Origin of the sequence: Lysinibacillus sp. BPa_S21, assembly GCF_023337795.1 — a bacterium.
Classification (GTDB): Bacteria; Bacillota; Bacilli; order Bacillales_A; family Planococcaceae; genus Lysinibacillus.
Genome location: NZ_JALIRS010000005.1, coordinates 213,928 through 232,424, shown reverse-complemented (window position 1 = coordinate 232,424; position 18,497 = coordinate 213,928). Strand labels below are relative to the sequence as shown.

The window sequence follows — 18,497 nt, the reverse complement described above, 5'->3', positions numbered from 1 at the left end:
AAATGGTTATTAAGTTCTTATCCTTCTACTTTAAGAAGGGGAGAGTTAGAGCTAAACGAAGTTAAATATTCCCATAGACTATCTCCGCTATTTTCTAGTAGTTGAGTTGCGACCAAATTAGTCCAATACGAGGTGCTCGTTCCTTCATCGCGCCATGACCAAAGTCTGCGTGTAAATTGATGTAAACTATGCTCGTGTGTCGTACCAATTGCAGCATGTACTTGATGCGAAATGGTTGTTACTGCTTGAATAACTTCTTCGAAACGAATGCGAGCGTAAGCAACCTCACTGTTTTGATTGTTCATCTGAAGGGCTTCGGTTACATTATTAAATGCTGCTAGGGCAATCGCCGTTTCACCTGCTAACTGCACTATATGCTGCTGAACGAGCTGGAAGCGATGAATCGGTCGACCAAATTGCTCACGTTCTTTCGTATATTGAACTGTTAAATCATTTATTTTATCGATGGCACCAGTCATCAGAGCTAATTGAAACGCTGAATGGAGTGTTGTTATAGCGTGAACGTCGTCAGAAGATAACACAGGAGAAACTTGTGAAACCTTAGCATGCTGGAATATCACAGTATCACGCGGCTCGCCTGCTAAATTCGACCCTAGCTTTATTTCTGCTTGGCTTAAATCTATTTCTACTAGATGAGTACCCTCTGTACTATTTGCAAGTGTTACTAAATGTTTTGTATGACGTGCCCAAGGAATTTGTATGGCCTCTCCCGTTAATTTGCCATTTTCTAAAGAAAAAGCTTGGTTAGGGCAGAGCATATACGTAGCCAAATCTTCAATGACTTGTAAATTAGTAAACTCCAATAAATAATTTGCAAATGTTGTTTCTGTAAATGGGATTGGTGCAGCATATTTACCAGTTAAGCGAACAATATTCAATAAATCCTCTATGTCACCACCAGCACCGCCATTTTTTTCTGTAATGGCTACATCAGTCATCCCGTTTTCTTTCAATAACTCCCATAATTCTGGTGCCCAATGTCCTTGTTCAACTGTATCGACTAACTCTTTATCGACTTTTTCTTTTAACATGCGCTCTACAACGTCAACGATCATATCTTTCATTTCACTCATTGAGCGACAACCCCTTTCGCTACAACGCCATACAGTACTTCTGACGTTCCTCCTCGAATAGTAAAACCTGGTGCATGTAAAATGGATTCAGCCATAAAGCGATCGATTTTACGATGCGCATCAAGTGTTGGATAAGTTTGGATGATTAAGCGTGTGATTTCAGGAATACTTTGCTCAAATTTCGTACCGAGTGCTTTCACAAGTGCAGCAGGAATAGATACGTCATCACCATTACCGGATTCTAAAAGCTGGGCAACTCCAATGGACAAATTACGTAGACCCCAAAGACGAGCTACTATTTTAGACGCTTGCTGTAACCCTTCTAAATTGTTTTGGCGCTTTAACTCCTGAATAAGCTCATCGATTAATGGGAATGTACTCAATATTCGTTCTGGACCACTACGCTCAAAGGCAAGCTCTGCTAAGCCTTGAGCCCAGCCATTACCGATCTCTCCAACAACCATACTGTCAGGGACAAAAACATTGTCAAAGAACACTTCATTGTAATGATGTTCGCCGGTTAAAAATTTGATTGGAACAATAGTGATACCTTCCGCATGTAAATCAACAATCAACTGACTGAGCCCTGCATGCTTACTTTTTCCATCAAAAGGACTTGTACGGACTAAAGTCACCATATAATGGCAAAGATGTGCATTACTCGTCCATATTTTTTGACCGTTGACGATCCATCCTCCCTCTACTTTTTCAGCACGTGTGCTAACTGAAGCGAGGTCAGATCCACTATTTGGTTCACTTAAACCGATGCCGAAGTAGCATTCACCTTTCACAATTTTCGGTAAGAAATATTCGCGCTGCTCTTCTGTTCCATATCGTAAAAGAAGTGGTCCTGTTTGGCGATCGGCAAACCAATGTGCAGCAACCGGTGCACCAACGGCTAAAAATTCCTCTGTTAAAATGTATCGATCAATGGTGCTCCTCTCCTGGCCGCCATATTGTTTAGGCCAAGTTAAGCCAATCCAGCCTTTTTGACCGATTAATTTAGAGAATTCAGGGTCATCTCCGCTTAGCCAAGAGTCACATTTAGGCGTGAAAGTTCCTTTTGCTAATTCATCCTGTAGAAACGTTCGAACATCTAAACGAAATTGCTCTTGCTCTTGTGTAAATTGCACAGTTGGTAATTGAAACATTTGATCACTCCTTTAAATTTTACCGTAATGTGGTAACCATTATTGTATATGTGTATTTTATGACCACTTTATAGCTGTAGTCAATTACTTTTTTGGAATTATTAGAAAATTTTATGAAGCGTGTAGTTGATTTCCGTTCCGACTTTTGGCGTTGTCTTCCACTGTTCTAAGGAATTTAGTAATGAGCTATGTATAAAATAAATTTTGTTGAAAAAATGGAAAAACACAGCATAAAAATGTTACTATGTAGAAAATTCTGTATTGGAGGTAGGGGATATGCAATTAGCTATCAAAACTTCCCAAAAATTAATGCAAGTTTTATCACCACAATTAGTACAGCATTTAGAAATACTGCAATATTCAACAAATGAGTTAGAACAGTATATTTATGATAAGGGGAATGAAAACCCACTATTAGTTGTTACCGATGCGTCAGTAAAGACGCAATATGAGGACATTATGCAATTAGCAAGTTATTCCGATAAAAGTTATTCTGCGAGATATAATGCACCACAACAGCATTCATTTAACGCTATTGAGATGAAGTTTGCTGTGAAAGAAAGCTATGAGCAGTTTTTGATGGAACAAGTCCCTATGCATAAAAATCTATCTTCTTTAGATTTGAAAATTTTAACGTTTTTAATTCAATCCTTAGATGAGCGTCTATTTTTAGATGTGGATTTAGCAATTGTTGCAAAGAAATGTCATACAAATGTTTTGCATGTAGAAGTACTATTGGACTTACTTCAAACTTTCGAGCCAATAGGGGTAGGGGCACGTAATTATAAGGAGTATTTACTCATTCAGGTAGACAATGATGAGCTTGCACCGAAATTAGCTTCTCGATTTATTGAAGCGGATTTAGAGCTAGTGGCTGCACAAGCTATTAAACAGTTAAGTAAAAAGTATAAAACATCTCTACATGACGTAAAGAAAACTGTCGACTATATAAAAAATTTAAAACCAGTGACGACAGGAGATAAATTCGAAACGATTCCATATGTCATGCCAGAAATCGAAGTGGAAAGACAGGGAGAGGAATGGCTGATTCAATTAAATCGTGGATATTTGCCGATTGTTACTATCGATAAGCATTATGTTGAAATGCTAAAAAACGATCCGAATTGTAAAACGTATTTTAAAGATACAATGAAAGATGCTCTGTTATTATTACAAGGAATAGAGCAGCGTGAGAAAACATTGTATGAATTAGCTAGATTGCTAGTGGAATTGCAAGAGGATTTTTTCCATAAAGGCATTGAGACATTGAAGCCTATGCGGTTAAAAGATGTAGCGGACATGTTAAATCTACATGTATCAACGATTAGTCGAGCTGTTCGTGGAAAATATATGAAAACCCCCCATGGTGTGTATGCTTTACAAACGCTATTTACAAAAGGCGTTATGAATATTTCTGGAAAAATGGATTCGATTATGTATATTAAAAAGCGACTCAAAGAGTTAATTGAAACAGAGGATAAACAAAAGCCTTTAACGGATCAGCAGCTTACAAACACGTTAAGTGCTGAGGGTATCCAAATATCCAGACGGACAGTAGCAAAGTATAGGGAAGAGATGAATATTATGAGCTCATATAATCGAGTATTTGGATAGTTTAGGTGATGTAAATAAACAGTTAATGATGTGTTTTTGCATCAAATTTTGAAAATCGCATATGAAGAGATTCGTAGATTTTCCTAACAAAGTAAATTAAAGCTCATCAGCATAGCGTGAGGTTGATTTCCGTTCCGGCTGGGCGCTTTGTTGTTGCTGTCGCTTCGCTTTCGCACAGATAAAACAATTGTTGCTGTCGCTCCGCTTTCGCTACAGAGCAGAGCTTCCTGGGGGCGTCGGGGCAACAGATGTTTTTTGCGCGAAAGCGTAGTGTTAACCAGCGACAGCAGCACGAGGTTGGTCACGAAGGCGTTATCACAGGACTGATGCCTTTAGCCTTCGTTCCCCTCCCCGTTTCACTCGCGTTGCTCGGACCAACAGATGTAAAAGGTTTTCATATGTGTGAAAGCGAAACGTCAGCAGTAGCACCGAGGTTGGTCACGAAGGCGTTATCACAGGGTGTGATGTTCTTAGCCTTCGTTCCCCTATCGCTGATCCCCGGGGAGTCGCCCAGCCTTCACTCCAATCATCTTATACATGGAATACGTATTAACTTCTTTTGGCGTCCAAACATCCTTATCCTTGCATTTTAAGACAATTTTTAGTGACAATAATCGACGTGGTAAAAATTTTGAATTTTTCTGTAATTCTGTAAGTTTGGCATCAAATTTGCTAATTAAACGGTAGACATTGAATTAGAGGAAGGGGCTAGCAGTAAATGTCTACATAACACTAAAGGGGTGGTTTAATGGGGGCTTTGCAAAAATCATTGAAAACACGGCATATTACAATGATCTCCATTGGGGGGGTTATTGGCACAGGACTCTTTGTTGGGACAGGGAAAAATATTTTAAGTACCGGTCCGGCAGCGGTAATTTCGTATGCAATTGCATGCTTACTCATAGTGCTGATCATGCAAATGGTTGGAGAAATGGCAGCAGGAGAAATTGTATTAGGAAAGAAATCAGGAGGGAATGCAGAGCTAGGCTCATTTGCTTCCTATGCAGGGAAGTATATTGGTCCATGGGCAGGGTTTACAGTAGGTTGGCTTTATTGGGCAAGCTGGGTATTTATTGTAGGATTAGAAGCAGCACTCATAGGGGGAATGCTGCATAATTGGTTTCCGATGATCCCAACATGGCTTGGAAGCGTGGGCATAACATTATTAATGACAATTGTTAACATTTATTCAGTAAAATCATTTGGTGAATTTGAATATTGGCTGTCCTTCGTTAAGGTTACTGCTATTGTTGTATTTTTAGTAGTTGGTATAGCCATGATTTTAGGAATCTGGCCAAATTATGAAACGAAGGGATTAGGTATTTTAACAGAATTCGGTGGATTTGCACCGAATGGGATTGTTCCTATTTTTACGGCCATTGTCTTTGTTATTTTCTCGATTTGTGGTGCTGAGGTTGCAGCCATCGCGGCAGCAGAGTCTGAAAATCCAGCGAAAAACATTGTCCGTGCCATTCGTAATGTTGTCTTTCGATTAGGTTTATTTTTTGTAGGTTCAGTAGCCATTATGGTTTTAATTATACCTTGGAATGATACAAAAACATTGGCAGCGCCTTATGCGAATATTTTATCAATGGCGGGGCTTCCAATTGCTGCTCAACTTATACAAATAGTCATTTTTATTTCACTAATTTCTGTTTTGAATTCTGCTCTTTATACAAGCTCGCGGATGTTACTTGAAATGTCACGGCAAGGCGATGCACCAAAAGTATTCTCGCAAATAAAAAATAGCCGAGGTGTTCCTGTTCCGGCTGTTATTGGTAGTACAGCGGTAGCGTATATTTGTGCGATGTTATACTTTATTTCACCTGAAGTTATTTTTTACTTTTTAGGGAATTGTGTTGGGGGATTAATGATTGCCGTTTATATTTTTATTGCTATTTCTCAAATTCGTTTCCGACGTTACTATGACAAAGTTTCAGTTGAGCCATTATCGATTAGAATGTGGCTATTCCCATATCTATCGTATGTCACAATTGGTATTTTAACAGTCGTTTATTTGTGCCAAGCGCTCATTGAATCTTTACGTCCACAATTCTATTTAAGTACATTAGTATTAATTGGCTCAATTGTGTTGTTTATGATTATGAGAAAGTTGTCGACAAGATCAGCAAAGCAAATAGAGGAAAAGCTAGCCTCGGAGTAGAATAACTATAAAATACAAAAAATTCGCGATATTTCTGCGAGATATCAGACCGTGAAAGAATGTAAAGGATGTTTTAAGTTCTTTTGCGACGTACAAGATGCCCCGTAGAAAGAGCGGATTTTTTTGTATTTACGGATGAAGAATGTTTAAAGTTCGAAAGGGAGTGAACTATATGTCGATAACTCAACTACATAAAGATGAGCATTTTTTTATTGTGAAAAATGGTGAGGTCATGATGAAAAGTGATATTCAAATAGAGCTGCTTGAAAAAATTATCAGTACATATAGTAAAGGAACTGAAACCTTTGAGTTAGAAGGAAATTTTATTCATGTAGTCGAAACTTCACAAGGTTGTTTATTTCATGTTAAACCATTTATGCAGTATAGCTATATTGACTTTATGAACCCATTGTCAATGAAAGTGTTAAACTCTATTTCCGACGGTGTGACAGTATGTGATCGTGATGGCAAGATTTTATTTCAAAATGATATTGATATTGAAATTGTTGGCATTGATTTAATGGGGAGATATGCAAAAGACGTAATCGCTGAAGGATTGATGAGTGATTCCATCTCGATGAAAGTAATTGAATCAAAAGAAAAAGTAACGATTTTGCAGACGTTCATTAATGGCAAATGCTTTTTAGTTTCTGGTAAGCCAATATTTGATGAGTACGGTGATTTACAATACGTAGTGGCCATTACTCGTGATATGACACAATTAAAACGGTTAGAGAAAGAAATAAAAAAATTAGAAGTTCAAAACGAGAATTTTAAAAATAAGCTACAGGTCTTACATAATAAAGAAATAACAAAAAGTAGTTTAATAGCTGTGTCTTCAGAGATGATGCAGGTTGTAAAGCGTGTTATGAGAGTCGCAGAGGTAGACTCGACTGTCTTAATTGGTGGTGAATCGGGTGTAGGGAAAGAAGAAATAACAAAGCTCATTCATGGAAATAGCAGACGTCATGATAAGCAAATACTAACAATTAACTGTAGTGCAATCCCTGAGAATTTATTAGAGTCTGAACTTTTTGGCTATGAGGCAGGAGCATTTACGGGGGCGTCAAGAGGTGGTAAGGCAGGGTTATTTGAGATTGCATCGGGTGGTACAGTGTTTTTAGATGAAATTGGAGAGATGCCCTTACAGCTGCAAGCGAAATTATTACGTGTACTCCAAGAATCAGAGGTTCAGCGTCTAGGAAGTGGAAAACCTATCCCTATCGATGTACGCATAATTGCTGCGACAAATCGAAATTTAGCAGAGATGGTGAGGCAAGGTCATTTCCGTGAGGATTTATATTATCGTTTAAATATTATACCGATTGATATTCCTCCATTAAGACAACGTCGTCAAGATATCATCCCACTAGTCAACCACTTTTTAGCCGTTGTTGAAGAAAAGTATGGCATCCATCGAACGATTGAGTCATCTGCAATGAAAATATTAGAGTCTTATGATTGGCCAGGAAATGTACGTCAACTTAAAAATATGGTGGAGCGCATTTGCTTGCTGGCAACGCAGCCAGAAATAACAGCCTATATTGTGCAACAAGAGTTAGATAGTAACCCTACTATTACACGTAGTCTAGAAAGTCCTGTAGAAATTCAAAACCATCAGGAACAAGTTGTAACGCCAAAATTTAGTGGTTCTTTAAAGGAGCAAGTAGCCTCGTTCGAAAAGCAAATTATTAAAGAAGCATTATCCAACTATCCAAGTATCAGGCAGGCTGCTAAATCACTTGGTTGTGATCAGTCAACGTTAGTACGTAAAATACAAAAATTCCAATTAACGAAACAAATTTCATATAAGGACTAGTGATGTATTTTTGCATCAAAATTTCATTCATACTCCATAAATTGTAATATCGCAATACTTGCGAATTAATACAAGAGAAATGATGAAATGCATTATTAATATGTTAATAGAAATCGAAGAAAAGAGGCATTTTCAACAAAGAAAGTGCCTCTTTTTCATTTTTGCAGTTTTGTGAAGTAACAATAAGATCCGTTTGATTTTTTCACTAATTACCAAAAGAAAGGAATGATTTTGTTGAAATGTATACCCATAATATAAGTTGATTGGAGTGGAGGCTGGGCGACTCCTTGGGGATCAGCGATAGGGGAACGAAGGCTAAGAACATCACATCCTGTGATAACGCCTTCGTGACCAACCTCGTGTTGGCCCGAGACCCTGCAGCGAAGCGAAGCGGCTCATCGGACGCCCCCAGGAAGCTCTGCTCTGCGCGAAAGCGAAGCGTCAGCGGCAATGTTTTATCTGTAGCGAAAGCAAAGCGGCAGCTACAAAGCGCCCAGCCGGAACGGAAATCAACCACACGTTTTGAAAATGTTGCAATATTTTTTCGTTAAAATAAATTTTTTTCATCAGTTGGCATGAGAATTGCTACTAAAAATATGTATGAAATTTTAAACGAAAAGAGGATGGCATTTATGACAATTCAACTAAAAGAAGAGTTAAAAACGTTAGATCAAAAACATTTTCTGCATCCAACAACGTCGATCGAGCAACAGCAAACACAAGGTCCAGCTGCCATTTTTACAGAGGGCAATGGCATTTATTTAAAAGATATAGAAGGAAATATTTACATTGATGGGATGTCTTCTTTATGGAATGTAAATATAGGGCATGGTCGTAAAGAAATTGCCGAAGTGGCAAAGGAGCAAATATCTACCTTAGCATTTAGTTCCTGCTTTGCATCCTTTAGCAATGAGCCAGCTATTCGTTTATCGACAAAAATTGCTTCATTAACGCCGGGAGACTTAAACACTGTATTCTTCACTTCAGGTGGCTCAGAGTCGAACGATACAGCGATTAAATTAGCGCGTCATTACTGGTTACTAAAAGGACAGCCAGCACGCCAAAAAATTATTTCACGTACTCATTCATACCATGGTGTAGCTATGGGGGCAACCAATGCGACAGGCTTACAGGCATTTCGTGACTTTACCAATTCACACGCCCCAGATTTCCATTATGTATACAGCGAATCCGCACGTAATTTACGTGAAACGATTGAAGCGTTAGGCCCTGAGACTGTGGCAGCATTTATTTCTGAGCCTGTACAAGGTGCTGGTGGCGTTAATATTCCGCAAAAAGACTACTTTAAAGAAGTGCGAAAAATATGTGATGAGTACGGTATTTTATTCATTGCAGATGAGGTTATTACCGGCTTTGGTCGTACAGGCAAATTCTTTGGTATGGAGCATTATGGGGTAGTGCCAGATATGATGTCATTCGCTAAAGGCGTATCAAGTGGCTATGTTCAACTTGGTGGTGTAGCGATCTCCGAAAAGCTTCATCAAGATTTATGCGAGCTTTCTAAAGGAACGTTAATGCACGGATATACTTACAGCGGTCATGCACTCGCTTGTCAAGTTGGGTTGAAAAATATAGAAATTATTGAACGTGAAAATCTCGTCGAAAATGCTGAAAAGATGGGGAATGCCCTGTTAGAGGGATTCCGAGCATTGCAAGAAAAATATAGCTTTATCGGCCGTGTCCGTACTTTAGGATTGCTCGGAGCCATTGAACTAGTGAAGAGCCGTGAGACAGGTGAATTGTTTGAGTCTCCTCTTAGTCCGATTTTTGTACAAGAAACGATGAAACGAGGGTTAATCCTTCGAACAGTCACTTATGATCAAGATACAGTTGTATTTTCTCCGCCTCTCATTCTATCAAAAGTAGAGCTAGATGAAATGCTACGTATTTTAGATGAAACATTTGAGCATATACGTAAAACAATCGTTGAAAAGCAGTAAAGGTAACATAAACAATCACTATTTGAAGGAGGAATTTGATGACAACAATCGTTAGAGAAATACGAGAACAATTTAATCCAGCGAAACCATCACAATGTGTAGGCCAAGTAGAGCTTCTGACAATTGATGAAACAAAAGACGTTATCGTTGCAGCTCAGGAAGCATTTGAAGGTTGGAAAAATACGTCTTCTGTTGCACGTGGAGAAATTTTACGCGTGACAGCAGACTTGCTTGAGAAAAATATGGATAAAGTTGCCGAAATAGCTTCGAGTGAAATGGGTAAAACGAAAAATGAAATGCTTGGAGAAGTGAAACGTGGTGCTTCCATTTTACGTTATTTTGCACAAGAAGGGATGCGGGCAAAAGGAGAAGTTTTACCTTCTGCCAATGAAGCGAAACTTTTGTACACAATGCGGGTACCGCTTGGTGTCGTTGCTGCCATAACGCCTTGGAATTTCCCTGTCGCTATTCCTATATGGAAAATTGCACCTGCATTAGTGTATGGCAATACAGTCGTTTGGAAGCCTTCTATTGAAAGCGCTTTAACCGGTAAATTAATAGGAGAATTATTTGAACAGGCAGGCTTACCGAAAAATGTGTTAAATGTCGTGCAAGGGCGCGGTTCAAAGGTGGGGCAGGTATTATTGGAGGCACCTGAAGTAAAGGCGATTACATTTACAGGGTCAAATAGTGTAGGGCAAAGCATTTTAGATACTGCTGGATCTACTAATAAAAAAATTCAGCTTGAACTAGGCGGTAAAAATGCAGCAATCATTTTAGCTGATGCCACTATACATCAGGCTGCAAAATTAACGATTGAAGGTGCGATGAAGCAAACTGGACAGCGCTGTACAGCGACTAGTCGAGTTTACATCGAGGAAGCGGTTTATGAACAAGTTGTAGAGCAGTTAATAGAAGAAGCTAAGAAAATTGAAGTTGGTGTTACGATGGGGCCTGTGTCATCTAAAGGGCAATATGATGCTATTTTATCCGCCATCGAAAAAGCAAAAGTTGATGGTGCAGAGCTTGCATTTGGCGGTGGTCCTACAAAAGGTATGGTAGAAGGATACTATATTGATCCAACAATCTTTACAAATGTAACACACGAGATGTCGATTGCCCATGAAGAGATTTTTGGACCCGTTTTAGCGGTCATCAAAGTAAAGGATTATGAAGAAGCAATCCGACTTTCAAATGATTCTAATTTTGGATTGAGTGCTTCTATTTATACAAATAACATTCCGAAAGCATTTGATTTTATTAGCCGTAGTGAAGTTGGACTTGTACAGGTTAACGATGAAACGGGTGGAGCTGAGCCACAAGCGCCGTTTGGAGGAATGAAAAACTCAAGTACTGGTGCCCGTGAACAGGGGCAGGCGGCAAAAGAGTTCTTCACAACATTTAAAACAATTACGATTAGTACCAAAAGTGAGTAAATGAAAGAAATTTAGAATAGAAAACCAAAAATAGATGTCACTTATGCCTCGGTGAAATGGCCCAGATTTTTTCAAATTGTACGCAACTACTTAAAAAATCTGGGGTTTCGCTTGAGGCATTAACTATATAAAAAAATTGGGGTTTAAATTTTATGAAAAGAAAGAAGGTAGAGCTATGGCACATAGTCGTTTAGCAATTGATGTCGGGGGAACGTTTACAGATGTATTTGTTTTTAATGAAGAGACGGGGGAAGTATTCGTCACGAAAACGTCGTCTACGCCTTCAAATCCGGAGCAAGGAATTTTAAATGGAGTAGCAAAAGCAAAACTAAATGGCAAGGATATTAAAATTTTTTCTCATGGCACAACAGTTGGAACGAATGCATTAATTGAACGCAAGCTGCCAAAAACAGCTCTTATTACGACAAAGGGCTTTAGAGATGTCATCGAAATCCGCCGTGGGACGAAAGAAGATATTTGGGATACCTACAAAGATACTGCGAGACCTTACATTCAACGACGAGATCGATTTGAAGTGACAGAACGAATAGATTATGAAGGAAATATTCTTCAGGCTATTGATGAAGATGAAATTCGGATATTAGCGAAAAAATTAAAAAGACGAGGAACAGAATCCATTGCCGTGTGTTTCATCAATTCCTATGTGAACGGGGAAAATGAGGCGAAAGTCAAAGAAATTTTAAAAGAGGAAATACCAGATGTTTATGTTTGTATTTCGAGTGAAGTGCTTCCAGAAATTTTTGAGCATGAGCGCATGAGTACTACGATTATCAATGCAGTTCTTGGGCCAATTATGAGTAACTACATTAGTAAGTTAAGTGATGAAATGCAGAAAAAGGGCTATGAAGATGAAATTTTAGTTTTACACTCTGGTGGCGGTGTCATGACATCAAGCACAGTTCCACGCTATGCTGCTAGATTGGCGAGTTCGGGGATAGCTGCTGGAGCAATTGCGAGTAAGCATATCGCAAAGTTGTGCGGGTTTGACAATGCAATCGGCTTAGATATGGGCGGTACAAGTACTGATATTTCACTGATGTATAAAGGAGATATACGAATTACAAAGGATTGGTCTATAGAATATGGCTATCCAATCGGTTTTCCGAGTATTGAAATATTAACAATAGGAGCCGGTGGAGGTAGCCTCGCTTGGCAAGATGAAGGCGGTTCTTTACGTAATGGACCACAAAGTGCAGGGGCGGTGCCAGGGCCAGCTTGCTATGGACGAGGAGGAACGGAGCCCACTAACTCCGATGCAAATTTAGTGTTAGGACGTTTAGGTGTAGATTTGTTGGATGGCACGATGCAATTAAACAAAGAGGCGGCTAGAGAGGCTGTAGGGAAAATCGCCAATGTCTTCGATCAATCAGTTGAGGAAGCGGCAAGTGCCATTATCGAAGTTGCCAATGCCAATATGAGTGATGCAGTTCGATTGATATCCGTCCGAAGAGGCTACGATCCCCGTGATTTTGCGCTTGTAGCCTTTGGTGGTGCAGGCCCATTACACGGCGCCTATTTGGCAAAAGATTTAAATATCCCAAAGGTCATTATTCCTACGCATCCAGGTGTAGCAGCGGCAATGGGATGTTTACTTGTAGATGTTCGTCATGATATTTCTAAAACATATGTGAAAAAACTAGATGAAGTAAGTGCGGAGGAACTAACACATCAATTTAGTGATCTTCGACAAGAGGCAAGAGAGTTATTGGAAGAGGAGGGGATAACAGAAAATACATCGACATTAACGAATTTTATTGATCTTCGTTATAAGGGCCAATGGCGATCTCTAGCTGTTCCCGTCTCGGATCAAATAACATCCTTAGATGCTATTTTGGAAGCATTCCATAAAGAACATGAACGAGAATTCGCATTTTCTGATAAGGAACAAACCGTAGAAATATTTGGTCTACGTGTAACGGCTATAGGCACCGTACCAAAGCCTAATTTCCCACAATATGTTTCTGAAGGCTCGTTAGAAGATGCTTTTAAAGAAACACGTCCTGTTTATTTTGAGGGGAAATATATTGAAACAAATGTATATAATCGCGATCAAATACCTGTTCACACACAATTTGCTGGTCCAGCCATTATCGATCAGCTGGATACGACGACTGTTATACCACCAGGATTTACTGCGGAAGTAGACGCCTATAAAAATATTATTATTACGGTGAACTAATACATGATAAGGAGGAATGGACAATGAGTACAACGAAATTGGAGACCAATCATAAGGTCCAACATCTGGACCCAGTAACATTTGAAGTGTTAAAAAACGGCTTTGTAAATTTAGTCGATCAAATGGCTGAACAAATGCTGCGAACATGCTACTCATTTGTTATTTATAATCGAGACTTCAGCTGTGCATTATGCGATGCACAGGGGAATACCGTTATGCAAGGAACACAAGATATTTCCGTACATGTAGGGACATTGCACTTAACGGCAAAAGCTGTCTTAGAGGACTTCGCTGATGATATTCATCCAGGTGATGTATTTTTAGTCAATGATCCTTATCGGGGAGGCACACATTTCAGTGACGTACGCGTAGTTTTACCGGTATTCCATGATGACAAACTAATTGCACTCATGCAAACAAATGGACATTGGGCAGATGTCGGTGGCTCAAATCCAGGTTCCTTTGATATTACAGCTAAGGAGCATTACGGGGAAGGTCTACGTATCCCGCCTGTCCGAATTTATAGTAAAGGTCAATATTTAACAGATGTTGTGAAGATTATTGTCATGAATATGCGTATCCCGGAGGAACGTATTGGAGATTTACGTTCTCAAGTGGAAGCGGCGAAAGTTGGAGAGAAGCAGCTCAAGGAAATGATTGATAAGTACGGTATAAATACGGTGCTAGTGGCTTTTGAGGAAGTCCAAAATTATGTAGAACGATTAATGAAAGCGAAAATTAAAGCTTTACCAAAGGGTCAATGGGAAACGGTGGATTATATCGATATGGATCCACAATTAGGGGATGGTCTCATTCCGATTCGTGTGAAAATGACCATTACGGAGGATGAAATAGCTTATGATTTAAGTGATTCACATCCTTATATTAGCTGTTTTTTAAATGCAGGCTTTGGCTCGGCACTTTCTGGTACTTATGCAGGAACTAAAACATTTTTCCCAGAGATTCCGCTGAACTCAGGGTTTTATCGTGTCGTAAAAATATTCCTCCCTGAAAACTCTGTTGTTAACGCACCTAGCCCAGTAGCTGTATCTGGTTATTGTTCAGGAGCGTTTGAAAAAATAATGAATGCCTGCTTTGAGTTATGGTCGAATATTATGCCTGAACGCGCTATCGCCTGTTCATTTAATTTAGAGTATTTATTAATAGGTGGGTATGATCAGCGGAGAGATAGTAGTGAATATTTTATGTGGTATGACTGGATGGCTGGTGGCCATGGTGGACGTATTGACCGTGATGGTGCGAATACAACTTCACCAGTTTTCGGGGTAGGGTTAAGTGTTCAACCATGTGAAGGGCAAGAGCGTTTATCGCCGGTTGTTACAACGAAGCATGAAATTATTATAGACTCCGCTGGTCCAGGTAAATACCGTGGTGGCTGTGGTGTAGAAAAGGGCGGCGTTTTAACGAATGTAAACCAAACAGTGATGTCTTATTGCTGTGATCGTTCTCGCTCGATTACATGGGGGATTATGGGCGGCTTACCTTCTATTGCACAGGGGGCTATGTTAAATCCCAACAAAGAGGATGAAAAATTTTTAGGCACGATTTTCTCCAATGTTGAGTTGAAGACAGGAGATTCCTTTACGCGTCCCTCAGCAGGAGGTGGTGGTTTAGGTGACCCATTAGCAAGAGATGTAAACGCTGTTTTAGAGGACGTGATTGATGAATATGTTTCGATTGAGCGTGCCAAAATTGATTATGGCGTAGTCATCCATGAAATTGACCGCGATATGGATGCCTTCGAAATTGATATGGCTGCTACATTAAAGGAACGCGATCATATTCGTAAAAATCGCCATCAATGGCTAGAGACAGATCCAATAGAAGTGGAGCAGATGTACAACAAAGGTGAAATTAATCAAATGGATGTTGTTCGAAAATATGGTGTCATTATGGATTATGAAACAAATAAAGCATTGCCAATCTCAACAGAGCAATACCGGGAAGCGATGAAGAAACGTTCTTTGGCCTATTGGGGATAGATATAGCGTTCTAGCATGATTTGATCAAGTGTCAATTAAAACTTTAATCATAAATAAGAGAGTAGTGTGCACTGTACATTACTCTCTCCGCTAAATAGGGTAAACAATTTTTTTGAAAAGCAATGCAAATACCATGGAAAATATTACTACATAATTTTAACAAATCTAAAGTTAAAGATTTGCCCAATCAAACATGATCAGCAAGCATATCTTATATCAAATCGGTATGGATAACGAAAAGTGGTTGAATGACAACACTGTTGGTGTAAAGTTACACTAATGGTGTTGTTTTGGTTGGATGAGCAAGTTTTGAAGGACATCGATAAAAGTGTTACTTGATTTATGCATCTCAGGAGGGAATGAAATGACATTTTTACGTTCTTTGCATATCAAAATTATAACGGCATGTATTATTGCGTATATAGTGACGGTAATTGGCATTAATCTATTCGATCTTTATCAACTAGGGATACTTGGTGGGCTTGCTATTATTGTATTTCCGATTACGGTGATTTTAGCTGGAAGACGCTTTGCTCCAGCACCATTTAATAATTTCACTACGTGGATTGTGATCATTATGATTGGTATTTGCATCTTACATTGGATGGGTCAAGATGAGAAGGAACTTATAATGTCGTTTTTCACGGCTGATTTTGTTTATATGTGGCTGCTCTATCATGACCCAGTACGAGAGTATATGGTTGCTAATGATTTTACGTTCGTTCGCTATATCGTGCGCATTGGGCTAGGGTTAGTATACGGTGTGTTGTTGGATGTACTCGTCTATTTCGTAAAAAAGATCATGAAACGATAGAAGACTGCCTTTATGGCAGTCTTCTCGCTTTAATCCAACACAGTAGTAATGCATCAGTTTGTATTAAATCTACTAAGCTTAAAGAGTGATAAATCCTGCTTACTTTTTCCATGTAGCGTTAAATCCGCTAGTACTTCACCAACGGCACTACTAAATTTAAAGCCATGACCCGAAAAACCTGCTGCAATAACAATATTTTGATGCTCAGGTAAAAAGTCAATAATGAAATTTTCGTCCGGGGTCATTGAATATTTGCAAGTTTTGCCGTATTTTAATGCTCCATGCTGTGGCATAAATCGCTGAATGAAATTTTGTAAATCAACAGAATCCTGTTCATCAAACGGACATAAAGGTTCATTTGGATTGATAGCTTCACCGCCATCGTGCCTGCCAAGCTTCAGACCAGCTCCATCAATACTAGGAAAACCATAGTACATGGAATCAGCAAATTCAAAACAATAGGCCGGGAAAATATCTTCTCGATAAAGCTGCTCATCAGCCTCAAACCATGCAAATGTTTTTCGCGTTGGTGTTACAGGAATGGCGATGTCCATTGTTTGTAGTAACTCAGTTGTCCAAGCACCAGCTGTCACAATTAAATGTTTAGCTTCATATATATTAGTTGCTGTTTGGACGCGGACAATTGCTCCAGCGTTGATGGATTGCACTTTTTCGTTTGTATGTAAGGTTGCCCCTGCCTCAAGAGCTAATTTTTTATAAGCGCTAATACAGGCTTCCACACGGAGGACACCAGCAGTAGGCTCAAAACAAGCAACAAAGTTTTTGGGTAAGGATAATCCAGGCCATTTTTCCATTGCTTCAGCCGCAGAATACTGCTCTAATGCTAAATCATAGAGTTTAGCACTTGTTTTCACATTTTGAATAAAAGGATGGGTCTCTTCACCGACATTTATAACACCTGTTTGTAAAAATAAAGCTTCACTCGTTAACGTTTCAAGCTCTCTCCATAATTCACCTGCTCTTTTGACAAAAGGTACATAGCTAGCTCCTTCACCATACGCAAAGCGAATAATTCTTGTTTCTCCATGATGACTACCTTCTTCGTGAGGAGGATTAAAGGCATCAAGCATCAAGACATTTTTTCCGGCCTTCGCTAAATGATAGCCCGCTGCCATCCCCATCGATCCTGCACCGATTACAATCACATCATAAATCATTTCAATCCCTACTTTTTTACTCTAGTATAACAAAACAAAAGCGAATAGAGTAGAATTTTCAGAAAATAATCTAGAAGATGCATAATCTTCCACCAGTAGTAGGAGTATTGTGCTTTTGAATATACGTAATTTATGAAGTGTGGCTGTTATGAAATCGAATCATTGATGATGTTAATAAAAGTATTAAAGGTCGACGAGGTATTTTGTTCATTTTTTCGTGTGCAAAGGTAGATAGGGCGTTGAACATCGACATCTTTTATAAAAACGCGCGCTACTTGCTGACGTTGAATAAAGCTAGAGGCAGCTATAGATGGAGCTAGCATCGTACCATACCCAGCTGCAATAGCGTGAATGGATTCATTGATACCGTCAAGTTGTAGTCCTACTCTTGGCGGTGGGATTTTATGAACCTTACATAAAGCGTTTAAATATTCTTTCGTAGAGCTACCATCTTCTCGAGAAACAAATGGCTGCTGCATTAATTTCGCTAATGTCACTTTCTGATCTGCCAGCGGATGACCAAATGGAACGATAAACCAATAATCGAGATTCATGAGGAATTGATAATTTATATCTGGATGATGACCATCCTCTTTTACGATAAAAGCCATATCAGCCTTGTAGTGAAGTAATTCTTCAATAACCTGCTGGGAATTAGCAGTCTTTATATGGATATTAGTTGTCGGATAGGCTTGTTTATATTTTGCGAGCCATTTTGGTAATAAAAAATGGGATGGAACATGCGTAGAAGCAATTTGCAATTCTTCATTACCTGTGTTTTTTAATTGCTCTAGTTTGTTTTCGATATCCAATTCTAAATCAAATAAGCGCTGAGCCTGTTTAAATAAAAATTCGCCATTTTGTGTTAAAGTAATTCCTCTACCTTTTGACTCTAACAGTGTTAAATCAAGTTCTTTTTCCAAATTTCTTATTTGGATAGTAACGGCGGGTTGACTAATCATCAGCGCTTGTGCTGCCTTCGAAACACTGTTGAGCTCAGCTACTTTTGTAAATAATCTAAGAGCATGTAAATTCATTATGTATTCCACCTCTTATAAAAATT

Annotated in this window: 12 protein-coding genes; 8 read left to right on the top strand and 4 right to left on the bottom strand. The window is 39.1% G+C overall.

What is annotated here, in order from left to right:
• Positions 1–17 precede the first annotated feature (17 nt).
• Together MOK21_RS12660 and MOK21_RS12655 are read right to left on the bottom strand one after the other, a co-directional pair.
• Positions 18–1,094, bottom strand: a complete 1,077-nt coding sequence (locus MOK21_RS12660; RefSeq protein ID WP_249074340.1) for an acyl-CoA dehydrogenase family protein — start codon at positions 1,092–1,094, stop codon at positions 18–20.
• The gene (locus MOK21_RS12655) at positions 1,091–2,245 is read right to left on the bottom strand and encodes an acyl-CoA dehydrogenase family protein (RefSeq protein ID WP_249074339.1); all 1,155 of its coding nucleotides are present in this window, start codon (positions 2,243–2,245) and stop codon (positions 1,091–1,093) included. The genes MOK21_RS12660 and MOK21_RS12655 overlap by 4 nt, the downstream gene beginning before the upstream one ends.
• Positions 2,246–2,521: 276 nt before the next feature.
• On the opposite strand from MOK21_RS12655, the gene rpoN reads away from it, so the two are divergent.
• The 8 genes from rpoN (at position 2,522) to MOK21_RS12615 (ending at position 16,256) form a co-directional block, all read left to right on the top strand.
• Positions 2,522–3,859, top strand: a complete 1,338-nt coding sequence (rpoN, locus tag MOK21_RS12650) for an RNA polymerase factor sigma-54 (protein ID WP_249074338.1) — start codon at positions 2,522–2,524, stop codon at positions 3,857–3,859.
• A 748-nt stretch (positions 3,860–4,607) separates the two neighbouring features.
• Positions 4,608–6,023, top strand: coding sequence for an amino acid permease (locus MOK21_RS12645; RefSeq protein ID WP_249074337.1), 1,416 nt, complete (start codon positions 4,608–4,610; stop codon positions 6,021–6,023).
• A gap of 172 nt (positions 6,024–6,195) precedes the next feature.
• Positions 6,196–7,842, top strand: coding sequence for a sigma-54 interaction domain-containing protein (locus tag MOK21_RS12640; RefSeq protein ID WP_249074336.1), 1,647 nt, complete (start codon positions 6,196–6,198; stop codon positions 7,840–7,842).
• Between the two features lie 632 nt (positions 7,843–8,474).
• Positions 8,475–9,803, top strand: coding sequence for an aminotransferase family protein (locus MOK21_RS12635; protein WP_249074335.1), 1,329 nt, complete (start codon positions 8,475–8,477; stop codon positions 9,801–9,803).
• 38 nt (positions 9,804–9,841) lie between these two features.
• Positions 9,842–11,239 carry an aldehyde dehydrogenase family protein gene (locus tag MOK21_RS12630; protein ID WP_249074334.1) on the top strand — a complete coding sequence of 466 codons (1,398 nt, stop codon included), beginning with the start codon at positions 9,842–9,844 and terminating at the stop codon, positions 11,237–11,239.
• A 175-nt stretch (positions 11,240–11,414) separates the two neighbouring features.
• Positions 11,415–13,439: a hydantoinase/oxoprolinase family protein gene (locus tag MOK21_RS12625; protein ID WP_249074333.1), complete on the top strand. Its 2,025-nt coding sequence runs from the start codon at positions 11,415–11,417 to the stop codon at positions 13,437–13,439.
• Positions 13,440–13,462: 23 nt separating this feature from the next.
• Entirely contained in the window at positions 13,463–15,442 is a 1,980-nt protein-coding gene (locus MOK21_RS12620) for a hydantoinase B/oxoprolinase family protein (RefSeq protein ID WP_249074332.1), read from the top strand.
• 364 nt (positions 15,443–15,806) lie between these two features.
• Positions 15,807–16,256 (top strand): hypothetical protein, encoded by a 450-nt coding sequence (locus MOK21_RS12615; RefSeq protein ID WP_249074331.1) that lies wholly within the window; start codon positions 15,807–15,809, stop codon positions 16,254–16,256.
• 53 nt (positions 16,257–16,309) lie between these two features.
• On the opposite strand, the gene solA is transcribed toward MOK21_RS12615, so the two are convergent.
• Together solA and MOK21_RS12605 are read right to left on the bottom strand one after the other, a co-directional pair.
• Positions 16,310–17,434, bottom strand: coding sequence for an N-methyl-L-tryptophan oxidase (solA, locus tag MOK21_RS12610; protein ID WP_249074329.1), 1,125 nt, complete (start codon positions 17,432–17,434; stop codon positions 16,310–16,312).
• A 146-nt stretch (positions 17,435–17,580) separates the two neighbouring features.
• Positions 17,581–18,471 (bottom strand): LysR family transcriptional regulator, encoded by an 891-nt coding sequence (locus tag MOK21_RS12605; protein WP_249074328.1) that lies wholly within the window; start codon positions 18,469–18,471, stop codon positions 17,581–17,583.
• Positions 18,472–18,497: the final 26 nt, after the last annotated feature.

Bases quoted from the DNA above. Each gene is read 5' to 3' on its own strand.
- MOK21_RS12635 (WP_249074335.1), top strand. From the start codon at position 8,475: ATGACAATTCAACTAAAAGAAGAGTTAAAAACGTTAGATCAAAAACAT.
- MOK21_RS12625 (WP_249074333.1), top strand. From the start codon at position 11,415: ATGGCACATAGTCGTTTAGCAATTGATGTCGGGGGAACGTTTACAGAT.
- MOK21_RS12620 (WP_249074332.1), top strand. From the start codon at position 13,463: ATGAGTACAACGAAATTGGAGACCAATCATAAGGTCCAACATCTGGAC.
- MOK21_RS12660 (WP_249074340.1), bottom strand. From the start codon at position 1,094: ATGAGTGAAATGAAAGATATGATCGTTGACGTTGTAGAGCGCATGTTA.
- rpoN (WP_249074338.1), top strand. From the start codon at position 2,522: ATGCAATTAGCTATCAAAACTTCCCAAAAATTAATGCAAGTTTTATCA.
- MOK21_RS12615 (WP_249074331.1), top strand. From the start codon at position 15,807: ATGACATTTTTACGTTCTTTGCATATCAAAATTATAACGGCATGTATT.
- solA (WP_249074329.1), bottom strand. From the start codon at position 17,434: ATGATTTATGATGTGATTGTAATCGGTGCAGGATCGATGGGGATGGCA.
- MOK21_RS12605 (WP_249074328.1), bottom strand. From the start codon at position 18,471: ATGAATTTACATGCTCTTAGATTATTTACAAAAGTAGCTGAGCTCAAC.
- MOK21_RS12655 (WP_249074339.1), bottom strand. From the start codon at position 2,245: ATGTTTCAATTACCAACTGTGCAATTTACACAAGAGCAAGAGCAATTT.
- MOK21_RS12640 (WP_249074336.1), top strand. From the start codon at position 6,196: ATGTCGATAACTCAACTACATAAAGATGAGCATTTTTTTATTGTGAAA.
- MOK21_RS12645 (WP_249074337.1), top strand. From the start codon at position 4,608: ATGGGGGCTTTGCAAAAATCATTGAAAACACGGCATATTACAATGATC.
- MOK21_RS12630 (WP_249074334.1), top strand. From the start codon at position 9,842: ATGACAACAATCGTTAGAGAAATACGAGAACAATTTAATCCAGCGAAA.